This is a genomic window from Pseudomonas sp. NBRC 111133 (genome assembly GCF_001320605.1).
In the GTDB taxonomy this organism is placed as follows: domain Bacteria; phylum Pseudomonadota; class Gammaproteobacteria; order Pseudomonadales; family Pseudomonadaceae; genus Aquipseudomonas; species Aquipseudomonas monteilii.
In genome coordinates this window covers 1-10,086 of the sequence record NZ_BCBJ01000149.1, presented here as the reverse complement: position 1 = coordinate 10,086, position 10,086 = coordinate 1, and the positions used below count along the sequence as shown (strand labels likewise).

The 10,086-nt window shown below is 61.9% G+C and carries 12 protein-coding genes and 1 pseudogene; 2 read left to right on the top strand and 11 right to left on the bottom strand.

Features of this window, described 5'->3' with window-relative positions; translation table 11 throughout:
- Nucleotides 1–78: 78 nt before the first annotated feature.
- From APH36_RS29115 to APH36_RS29080, 8 genes are all read right to left on the bottom strand, one after another.
- On the bottom strand, nt 79–978 hold the full coding sequence (locus APH36_RS29115) for a metal ABC transporter permease (protein WP_060501650.1): 900 nt from the start codon (nt 976–978) through the stop codon (nt 79–81).
- Complete coding sequence (locus tag APH36_RS29110; RefSeq protein ID WP_060501647.1) at nt 975–1,724, bottom strand: metal ABC transporter ATP-binding protein; 750 nt, start codon at nt 1,722–1,724, stop codon at nt 975–977. Before APH36_RS29110 ends, APH36_RS29115 begins: the two co-directional genes overlap by 4 nt.
- The gene (locus tag APH36_RS29105; protein ID WP_060501645.1) at nt 1,721–2,623 is read right to left on the bottom strand and encodes a metal ABC transporter substrate-binding protein; all 903 of its coding nucleotides are present in this window, start codon (nt 2,621–2,623) and stop codon (nt 1,721–1,723) included. The genes APH36_RS29110 and APH36_RS29105 overlap by 4 nt, the downstream gene beginning before the upstream one ends.
- A gap of 18 nt (nt 2,624–2,641) precedes the next feature.
- Nucleotides 2,642–3,211, bottom strand: a complete 570-nt coding sequence (locus APH36_RS29100) for a DUF6162 family protein (RefSeq protein WP_060501643.1) — start codon at nt 3,209–3,211, stop codon at nt 2,642–2,644.
- Nucleotides 3,208–3,528 carry a hypothetical protein gene (locus APH36_RS29095; protein WP_060501641.1) on the bottom strand — a complete coding sequence of 107 codons (321 nt, stop codon included), beginning with the start codon at nt 3,526–3,528 and terminating at the stop codon, nt 3,208–3,210. Before APH36_RS29095 ends, APH36_RS29100 begins: the two co-directional genes overlap by 4 nt.
- Complete coding sequence (locus tag APH36_RS29090) at nt 3,525–4,064, bottom strand: hypothetical protein (protein ID WP_060501639.1); 540 nt, start codon at nt 4,062–4,064, stop codon at nt 3,525–3,527. The genes APH36_RS29095 and APH36_RS29090 overlap by 4 nt, the downstream gene beginning before the upstream one ends.
- A complete protein-coding gene (locus APH36_RS29085; RefSeq protein ID WP_060501637.1) occupies nt 4,061–5,254 on the bottom strand; it encodes a PepSY domain-containing protein in 1,194 nt (397 codons plus the stop codon). Before APH36_RS29085 ends, APH36_RS29090 begins: the two co-directional genes overlap by 4 nt.
- 177 nt (nt 5,255–5,431) lie before the next feature.
- On the bottom strand, nt 5,432–6,766 hold the full coding sequence (locus APH36_RS29080) for a lysine N(6)-hydroxylase/L-ornithine N(5)-oxygenase family protein (RefSeq protein WP_060501635.1): 1,335 nt from the start codon (nt 6,764–6,766) through the stop codon (nt 5,432–5,434).
- 201 nt (nt 6,767–6,967) lie between these two features.
- Between APH36_RS29080 and APH36_RS29075 the strand changes: the two genes are divergently transcribed.
- Nucleotides 6,968–7,402, top strand: a complete 435-nt coding sequence (locus tag APH36_RS29075; protein ID WP_060501633.1) for a hypothetical protein — start codon at nt 6,968–6,970, stop codon at nt 7,400–7,402.
- Between the two features lie 42 nt (nt 7,403–7,444).
- On the opposite strand, the gene pbpG is transcribed toward APH36_RS29075, so the two are convergent.
- The 3 genes from pbpG to APH36_RS32950 all read right to left on the bottom strand — a co-directional run bounded on the left by pbpG (nt 7,445) and on the right by APH36_RS32950 (nt 9,445).
- On the bottom strand, nt 7,445–8,371 hold the full coding sequence (gene pbpG, locus APH36_RS29070; RefSeq protein ID WP_223624865.1) for a D-alanyl-D-alanine endopeptidase: 927 nt from the start codon (nt 8,369–8,371) through the stop codon (nt 7,445–7,447).
- 129 nt (nt 8,372–8,500) lie between these two features.
- Nucleotides 8,501–8,992 carry a tyrosine-type recombinase/integrase gene (locus APH36_RS32955; protein ID WP_256219372.1) on the bottom strand — a complete coding sequence of 164 codons (492 nt, stop codon included), beginning with the start codon at nt 8,990–8,992 and terminating at the stop codon, nt 8,501–8,503.
- 6 nt (nt 8,993–8,998) lie between these two features.
- On the bottom strand, nt 8,999–9,445 hold the full coding sequence (locus APH36_RS32950) for a tyrosine-type recombinase/integrase (protein WP_374754815.1): 447 nt from the start codon (nt 9,443–9,445) through the stop codon (nt 8,999–9,001).
- Nucleotides 9,446–9,572: 127 nt separating this feature from the next.
- Here APH36_RS32950 and APH36_RS29060 point away from each other — a divergent pair.
- Nucleotides 9,573–9,926 (top strand): annotated as a pseudogene (locus APH36_RS29060) (aromatic alcohol reductase); the annotation flags it as partial.
- Nucleotides 9,927–10,086 lie beyond the last annotated feature (160 nt).

Here is a 10,086-nt window from a genome sequence, read left to right as displayed (position 1 = left end):
GGGTGGTCAGCACTTGCGTGGCAAAAGACAGCGACGGCAGGCCGGACAAGGCCAGCGCCAGGGTCAGGCGTTTCAGGTTCATGCCGGGTTTCCTTGCAGGCGTGGGACGAGGGCGCGGGCCAGGGCGGCCAGGGCAAAGCAGATGCCGGCGACCAGGATGATCGCGGCGCCCGACGGTACGGGCAGGTCGAAGACGATCGGCAGCAGGATGCCGAGCAGCGTGCTCAAGGTGGCGATCAGTACCGAGACGAAGAAAAACCCCTTGAGCGACTGGCTGACCAGGCGTGCAGCCGCAGCGGGGATGACCAGCAATGCACCGACCAGAATGGCCCCGATCACCTTCACTGCGGCCACGGTCACCAGGGTCACCAGCACCACGAACAGGTAATCCAGGGTTTTCACCGGCACCCCGCGCACGGCCGCCAGTTGCGGGTTGAAACTGGCCAGCATGATGCGGTTGTACAGCGGCACGGCCAGAGCCAGCACCAGTACTGCGACGATACCCAGCACCACCAGGTCCTGGCCGCTGACGGTCAGCACCGAGCCGAACAGCACGTTTTCGAGGATGTGCACGTTGATCTTGCCGGCCAGCATCAGCAGCAGGCTGGCGCCCAGCGCCAGCGACACCGACAGGAACACGCCGATCAGCGTGTCGGGTGATAGACCGGTGCGGTTGCGCAGGAAGTTGAGCAGGATGCCGAACAGCAGGCAGTAGCCGAACAGGCTGCCATAAGGACCGGTGTAGGGCTCACCAAGCAGGATGCCGATGGCTACCCCGGTCAGTGCAGCATGGCCCACGGCTTCGGAAAAGAACGCAAAGCGCTTGACCACCACCAGGGTGCCCAGGCCGCCCAGTACCGGGCCAATCATCAGGCCAGCCAGCAAGGCATTGACCACGAAGCCGTAGGCCAGAGCCTCAGGCAAGTAACCAGCCGTGGCCCAGTCCTGGACCAGTTGGCGAAAGGCTTCAAAACTCATGAGGCAAGGCTCTCGCTACGCGGGTGAACAGAGAACAGGCCAAGCAGGCGCTCTGGTGTGAGGGCCTGGGCCGGCGGGGCATCGAACAACACCTGGCGGCTCAGGCCAGTGACCCGGTCGGCCAGGCGCAGCACGGCCTCCAGGTCGTGTTCTATCCACAGCACTGTGGTGCCGGCCTGGCGCCAGCCCTGCAGTAACTGCTCGAACACCTGGATACCGGCTTCATCGAGGGCAGACATGGGCTCGTCCAGTACCAGCAATTGCGGCTCGGGGATCAGGCCTTGGGCCAACAGCACACGCTGGCGTTCGCCGCCAGACAAGGCGCCAATGCGCCGTTTGCGCTTGTCGAGCATGCCGACCCGCGCCAATGCCGCATCGATGGCCGGCTGCACGCGGCGCGACAAGCCGAGAAACGCCGGGCGCCGCTGGCACATGGCAGCCATGAAGTCATCTACGGTCATTGGCAGGCCGCGGTCGAACTCCAGCGCTTGTGGCACATAACCGATCACCTCGCGCTCACCCGGCCAATGCAGGGTCAGTTGGCCCTGGTGTGGCATTTGCCCGAGCAGGGTCTTGATCAGTGAACTCTTGCCGCCGCCGTTGGGGCCGACGATGGCATGCACGCTCCCGGCAGCAACGCCGAAGCTGACGTGTTCAAGGATGCGTGTACGGCCCAGGGTGAGGTCGACGTCGGCGAACTCGATGCGTGGCCCACAGGCCTTCACCAGGTTGGCGGCGACGGTCATGCGCGGTTCTCCTGGATGGCGCGCACCACGGTGTCGAGGTTGCGCTTCATCTCCACTTCGTACTTATCTTTGGTGTATTCACCGTAGGAAATGTGCGTCAGCGGGTACAGGCGTACGCCGGATTCACGTTGGATGGTTTCGACATAGGCGGACGGGAAGTCCATTTCCGAGAAGATCACCTTCACATCCAGGGCTTTGAGCTGGTCGATGGTCTTTTTCAGCTGGGCCGGGCTGGGCTCAATGCCGTGGGCCGGTTCGACCACGGCGGTCACCTCCAGGCCGAAGTCGCGCACCAGGTAGTCGTAGGCGGCATGGATGGTGGCAACCCGGAAGGTGGCGCTGGGCGCTTCGGTTACCTTGGCCAGCGCCTCGGCACGCAGGGCGCGCAGGCGTTTGGCATAGGCGCGGGCGTTTTGCGTATACAACTTGGCGTTGTCCGGGTCGAGCTTGCCCAGTTCGCGGGCGATGTTGTTGACCTGGGCGATGGTGGTGCTGATGGACAGGAAGGTGTGCGGGTTGACCACCTTGCCGGCGCCGCGCGCTGCAATGCCCGTGGCTGCCAGCAACGGTACGTTCTGGTTGGCCTCGATAGTTGCGATGCCGGGTTTTTCGCTGGCGGCAATCATGCGGTCGGCAAAGTCGTCATGGCCGACACCGTTGAGCACCACCACGTCCAGCGTGCCGATGCGCTTGATGTCCTCGGCCCGTGGCTCGTAGGCGTGCGGGTTGAAGCCCGCCGGAATCAGCGGCACCACTTCGGCCTTGTCGCCGACGATGTTGGTCACATAGCTGTAGTAGGGGTGCAGGGTGATGCCAATACGCAGGGGCTTGCCGTTATCGGCCAGGGCCAGTGCCGGCAGGGCAAAGGCCAGGAGCAGGGCGAGGGCGGAGCGGAACATGGGTGGGAGTCCTTGGGTTCAGTGACGGTGTTCGCGGGTAACCCCGGCGTCGTAGTGGCTGACCACTTGCTGCCAACCTGCAGCGATCAAGGCCGCCTGGCCGAGATCGTCCGGGATGACGGCAGCGCTGTCGCGGCGCAACCAGACATCGGCCTGGCCGGTGCTGTTCGCCGGCAGGATCAGCAGCAGGCTGCCGGCAACTTCAGGGGCCTGACTGCGGCCCAGGTAAGCGCCGGATTCCAGCCACGACCACTGATGACTGCCACGGCCCTGGCTGCCGGCATCCACCACGAATGGCGGCAGGCCTTCTTCGGCCAGTGCCTGCACGCTCGGCACGGCGGCGTTTTCCTCACGCAGCAGCTGGATCTCGTCGAAGGCCACCCGCAGGTCGGTGTACAGGCCTTGCTCGGCAGCGGTGAGGTCGCGGCGGGCGTCAATCTGGTGGCTGGCGATGGCCTGCTCATCCACGCGTTCGCCACGCAACAGCACCACACTGGCGGCGAGCACCACGATCAGCAGGCTGGCCAGCAGCACGTACAGGGTTTCGTGCCCGGCGCCGGCCGGGCGAATCACTTGAGCGCGGCTCATGGCTGGGCGATATCGGCGTAGTCGACTTCCACCACGTGCCCGGGGCCGGCGTCGAACAGCACGTAGAATTCGCCGTCCGGGCGTTTGAAGGTGAGCGTGGAGTCGTCGCCCAGCTTGCCGCCGACCAGTACTTGCTCGTCATAGCCGATCACGTCCAGGGTCACCCCGGCGGCACCGCTGCCGTCCGAGAAGCCACCGGTGCATGTGACCTGGCCGCTGGCCAGTTCTTCGCATTCGCACATCGGGTTGTGTGCCAGAGCAGGGCCAGCGGCCAGTACCAGCAAGGGCAGGGCGAGGGTGCGCATCAGGTGTTTCATTTCTTGCCTCCTTGTTTCTCGAGCCAGGCCACGGTGGCAGGCGATGCCTGGGCCAGGGGGACGGATGCCTGGTGCATGCTGCCGTCCCAACCTTCCAGGGTGATCCAGATCTGTGCGTCGGGTTTGGTACGCGGCGGGATAGGCAGGTTGGTGCCCATGCGGTAGGGGGCGCCAAAGAAGAGGGTGCCGGCAGCGCGCAGGCTGCGCGGTTTGCCGATGCGCAGGTAAACAGCCTTGACGTCTTTCATGCAGGCTTTGCACAAGGACGCGCTGAAGGACTTGAAGTGGCCGGCGGGCCCGTCTTCGCGTGGTGCTTCGTCACGCAGTTCAGCCAAGTCCAGCGTGTAAGGGCCGGCCTGGATGCCACTGATCACGTTCGCCCCCAACCCTGCGTCGCCACGAAACAGCTTGGCGTCGCTGAAATACTTGGGCATGAAGCCCAGCGGGACGAGGATCAGCAGGATGTTCAGATGAAAGCGCCACTTCAGCCACCACTGCTTCAGCGGGCTGGCGGGCACGGCCTGGGCGTGGCTCATGGTTGGGTCTCCAGTGTGGTCTGGCTGCGTGCGGCACGGGGCGCACGGTCACTGCGCTTGAGGGCGGCTGCGGTGGCCTGGGCGGTACGCTTGGTCCAGATCAGCAAGCCGCTGAGCACCATCAAGGTGAGTATCAGGCCGAAGAAGAACCAGATCAGCTTGATGGGCAATCCGCCAAAGTCACCGGTGTGCAAGGGGCGCATGGACTCGGTGACGAACTCCAGCGTGGAGCGGTCGCTGAGCAGGAATTGGCTGTCGACGTTGCGTGTGTAAGGGTTGACCGCAGCGCTTTGGAACATCAGCGGATACCAGCCGCGCCCGCCCATGGAAACGTGGCTGTAGGCGGTCGCCGGCAACGAAATGAAGGTGATGTCCAGGCCTGGAATCGCCAGGCCGGCAATACGTGCCGCCTCATCGAGGTCAATGCGCGGGGCAGGGGTGCCATCCGGCGTTTGCGGCACATCTTCACGGGCGATCACCGGCACGATAGGCCGGCTGGAAATGGTGATGTGGTTGTCCGAAAGCAGCGCCTGGATCAGGAACCAGGTGCCGGTGATGGAAATGACCGCGATGAACCAGATTGACCACACCCCCGCCAGGCGATGCAGGTCGCCCCAGAAAATACGTGAGCCGTGCCCGGTGCGCACCGGTTTGAAGAAGCCTTTCCAGAACTTCTTGTACACCACCAGCCCGGTGACCAGAGAGGCCAGCATGGGCAGGCCGAGAAGCGAAACCAGGTACCAGCCCCAGCTGAAGCCATTGGTGAAAGGCACCAGCCACCAGCCGTGCAGGGCACGGGTAAAGGCTTCGAAGTTGAAGTCAGGGGACTTGCCCTGGATGACGCCGGTGTAGGGGTTGACGTACAGCGTCGGGCTGGTGCCGTCGGGGTACGTGACATCGGCCAGCAGGGCAAAGTGCGAGCCGTCGGGCTGTCTGAGCGACTCCACGAACATGTCTGGCTCGGCTTTGCGCATGGCGTCCAGTACCTGCTGGAAGCTCAGGCGCTCGGCATCTCCGTCGGGCTTGCTCGCGCGTACATCCGGGTTAGCCAGCCAGACGATTTCCTGGCTGACCACGGCGAGCATGCCGGTGAAGCACACGATCAGCACAAAGAACCAGATCGGCAAGGCGAGCCAGCTGTGGACCAGGAACCACAGCCTGGATTTGGATTTTTTCGGTGATTTGGCCATCAGACGGTCTTCTGCAATGGGTGGTCGAGCGTGTGCCCAACCAAAGAGGGCTGTACTGATAAGGACGAATGAGAATTGAAAACCTGCCGTTTTAAATGCAAGTAAATGTTTCAGAGGGCACAAAGCCGGCCTGCGCGCGAGGCGACAGGCCGGCCTTGAGGGTGCGTAGCACAGGGGTCAGGCGCGGGTCAGGGCCGCAGCGGGTTGCGCTTTGCCGTGCAATTGCGCCAGGTCCTGATACAGGGCGCGGCCGATTTCTGCGGCACGGGCCGGCAGTACGGAGAGCAGGGTGTCACTCAGGCCGTGGCTGTTTTCGCAGAAGCCCTGCAAGTACACCGAGGCCTGCAGGTCGGGGCTGGCCAGCACGCGGTAGTTGCGGTCGACGCTGAAGTCGTCCAGGTAACCGGCCAACGGTGCCAGCAGGTCACGGTGCGAGCGGCGCTCGTAGCCGGTGGCAAGGATAACGGCATCGTAGCGGTGGGTTTGCTGCTGGCCGGTAGCGAGGTCGCGCAGGGTCAGCTCCAGGCCTTCGCGCGTGGCCACCACGGCTTCCACCTGGCGCCGGCACAGCACGTTGTGGCGGTGCTGGTGGGCGACTTTCTGCCGGTAGAGGATGCCGTAGATGCGTTCGATCAGGTTGAGGTCGACCACTGAATAGTTGGTGTTGTGGTACTCGCCCAGCAGCTTGCTGCGCTGGTCGGCGGGTTCGTTGTAGACCAGGTCGGTGTAGTCCGGCGAGAAAATCTCGTTGACGAACGGGCTGTCGTCGGCCGGTTTGAGGGCCGAACCGCGCAGTACCATGTCGACCTTGACGCTCGGGTAGCTGTCGTTCAGGTCGATAAACGCCTCGGCGGCGCTCTGGCCCGAACCGATCACAGCGATGCGCATCGTTTTGCCGTCGGTGCACGGCAGCTTGTTCAGGCTGCTCAGGTATTGGGAGTGGTGGAACACCCGTGGGTCGTCCTTGAAGGCGCCGAACTTTTCCGGGATTTTCGGCGTTCCGCCGCTGCCGACTACCACCGAGCGGGTGCGGCGGCTGTATTCGCGGCCCTGTGCATCGCGTGCGATCACACGCAGGTGTTCTACCCGGCCATCCTGCAGTTCCGGTTCGATACGCAGCACTTCCTGGCCATACACGGCTTGGGTGGCGAAGTGTTCGGCGGCCCAGCGCAGGTAGTCGTTGTACTCCAGGCGGCAGGGGTAGAAGGTGCCGAGGTTGATGAAGTCGGCCAGGCGCTGCTTCTGGTGCAGGTAGTTGACGAAACTGTAGGGGCTGGTGGGGTTGCGCAGCGACACCAGGTCTTTCAGGAACGAGATCTGCAACTCACTCTGGGTGGCCAGGGTTTCGCCGTGCCAGCGGTAGTCTTGTTGCTTGTCTATGAACTGCGCATCGAGGGCATGGCCCTGGGACTCGGCGAGTTCTTCCAGGGCGATGGCCAGGGCCAGGTTGGAAGGGCCGAAGCCCACGCCGATCAGGTCCTTGATAGTTTCCGGGTTTGCAGACTGGCTCATGGCTGCGGTTCCATAATGGTCGAATGTGGACGCCGCCGGGAGGGGCCGGCGCTTGCGTGTGTACATTGGGTGGAACGAGCCAAGCGATGGGGAATTTACTGGCGGGCGGCCGCCCCACTGCTACACGGGCTAAAGACCTGCGTGCTGCGGCCGATAGGCAAAACACTGCAAGGACCCATTTTGCAACGCAGGGAGACAGACATGACAGGAATTGCAGCAGTCAGCATCAGCACCACGGCACAGGCGTTGAGCACGACCCAGAGCGCCGAGAGCCAGGACGCGCAAAAGGCTGAAGAGGGTGGAACAGTCGCTCAGACCGACGCCTCCAGGGCGAACGGTGGCGGCCAGGCCCAAGGGGCCCAGGGCAGCAGTGAAAGCTCGGAGCCTGCGCACATCAAGCAATTGCGCGAGATGATCAAGAAGCTGCAGAAGCAATTGGCCGACGAACAGAAACAACTGGCCCAGTTGATGGCGCAGAAGATGGAAGAAACCGCCAAGATGGCAGCTGTGAGTGCCAAGCAGGCGAGCATCGCGACCATCAATGGGGAAATCCTGCAGGCAACTGCGCAGTTGCTCGAAGCGCTGCAGACGTCAGGTGGCAGCAGTGCAGGGGGGATGGTCAATACGCAGGCATGATACGACTGGGGCCTGCAAAGGCCCCAGCGAGACCGTTTGGGTTTACTCGGAAACCAGGCGTCCCTTGTTCTGCCGGTCTGCCTTGTACTGCATGGCCACTGCCGGCGCCGGTTTGGCGGCACCGGTTTCCAGCCACTGACGCATGCGGCTGGCATCGGCGAAGTGGGTGTACTTGCCGAACGCATCCAGGATGACCATGGCCACCGGGCGGTTGTCCATGCGGGTCAGCAGAACCAGGCAGTGCCCGGCTTCGTTGGTGAAGCCGGTCTTGGTCAGTTTGATGTCCCAGTTGTTCTTGTTCACCAGGTGGTCGGTGTTACGGAAGCCCAGTGTGTAGTTGGGCTTGCGGAAGGCCACGGTTTTTTCGCGTGTGGTCGACAGCTCGCTCAGCATCGGGTACTTGCGCGAGGCCATCAGCAGCTTGGCCAGGTCACGGGCGGTGGATACGTTCTGTGTCGACAGGCCGGTCGGCTCGACATACCGGGTATGTGCCATGCCCAGGCTGCGAGCCTTGGCATTCATCGCCTTGATGAACGCCGGGTAGCCACCTGGGTAGGCGTTGGCCAGGGAGTTGGCAGCACGGTTTTCCGACGACATCAGGGTAATCAGCAGCGTTTCGCGGCGGTCAAGCTGGCTGCCCAGGCGCACGCGCGAATACACGCCTTTCATTTCCGGGTTGTTGGCAATGGTCATGGTGAGCATCTCATCCATGGGCAGTTTGGCATCCAGCACCACCATCGCTGTCATCAGTTTGGTCACCGAGGCAATCGGCACCACGCGGTCGGCATGGCTGGCGTACAGCTCCTGGTTGGTGTTCAGGTCGATCAACAAGGCGCTGCCTGAAGCCAGGTGCAGCTTGGACGGGTCGCGTTGAACCTGGGCCGGGGGTTGTGCAGCAGCGGTCGACGGAAGGGTCGCGGTTCCTGTGAGCAACAGCAGCAGGCTGAGGATAGACAGGGATGTTTTCACGTTGAGGCTCACTAAAAGTTGGTATGTCGTTGGCTGTGCAAGGGTTTTCCCCCTAAACCGCTGCATTGTGGAGTATGGCCCAAACGCTGTCGAATGCCTTATGACTAAAGGGCGCAAGGTGAACGATATTTAATGCTGTACCAATTCTGTACCAATTACATTCGTTTCCAGCTTCGCCAGTTCTGCCCAGTCGTTGGCTGAATTCAACCACTTCGCGTAGGTCGTGAGCAGCACCTGGACGGAGTGCCCCAGCTGGCCAGCGATGAAGGCAGGGTTCATGCCCGACATAAGGCACATCGTGGCATAGGTATGCCTGCAGTTGTACTGCGGTCGGGCAGGAATTTTCAGGGCCTTGATCGCCTCGTTGAAGTGGTGCGCAGGCGTTTCAGGTCTCATCATGTGGAGTGACTTCCCCGCAGGCTGAACGATGAATGGCGATTCGGTAGATACCCGACGCGTTTGCTTGGACCGGTAATGCGCCACCTCTTGCGCTCTGGCCAGGGCGCCAAGGGCTCGGCTGTTAAGCATCACGGTTCGGGTGTACTTGGTCTTGGTGCGATCAACTACCTGATTCTCGACCACGATCCGACAGACGTGGGCCGTCTTTTTCTCAAAGTCGATCTCATCTCAGCGCAGCGCCATGATTTCCCCGGTACGCATGCCGGTAAACAGCGCGAACTCGTAGAAAGCCGCGAACACCTGGTTGCTTCGGGAGAAGTTCGCGTACATCCACTGGATCAGCGCGTCAGCCTCTTCAACAGTGAAGGGGTCAATCTGCTTTCTGTTTTTCTGCGGCAACTGGATTGATGCCGCTGGGTTCCTGTCCACTACTTCGTCGTAGACCGCCGCACGAAACATTGCCTTAACCCGGGCAATCGCGGCGCGCTTGACTGTCGAACTTTTCCACTTGGTCTTTGCGACCACCTCCCTCAGAACCATCGGCGTGACCGCCTTGATCGGCAGTGTCGCCAGATGTGGCATCCAGTAGTTGTTCATCAAGCCCTTGTAGTTGACCCGGGTGTCGTGGACCACTTCTAGGCTGTTCAACCAGCTTTGCGCATACTCGCCAAACATGAGCTCATTAGTTGGAGCGTTGTAGCTCGAAGTCGGGAACAGTTCGGCGTACCGCTTTTCGTCCAGAACCCCGTGCTTGGCCAGGCTGATTACTTGAGCGCGTAGATCGGCTGCCGCTTTGATCCCCTTGACGCTCACTACACCGGACGACATCGGCGCTCTCACGGCGGAAATCGTCTTCTTCGAACCTCGCTTCCGCAACGAGATTGTCTATCTCTCAGGCGACACGGTGTCCTATGGACAAGTCGCGAACATCCTCGAACATACGCTGGGTCGTCCGTTCAAAACTAACGTGTGGACTGTTCCGTTCCTGATTGATGAGCAGAGAAAAGACCCTACCCATCACATCAAAAAGTATCGTGCTGTGTTCGCACAGGGCAGAGGTGTGGCATGGCCTAAATCGGGAACCTTCAACGAACAGCAGTCGATTCCAGTAACCACCGCTGAGCAATGGGCTCGGGCGAACCTTGGGGGCAAGTGAGCGCGACGACAGATAGCTGACTTGCCGAGAAACTCCCAGGCTCGACAGTGGACGCTGATAACTAGGTCGAGCGTTTAGAGGGCGACGAGCTGTCTAGACTTCAGCGTAGGGCCTCAGTGTCCGCAATGGGTCGATAGCAGTCGTTCGCGGCTGGCCGCTT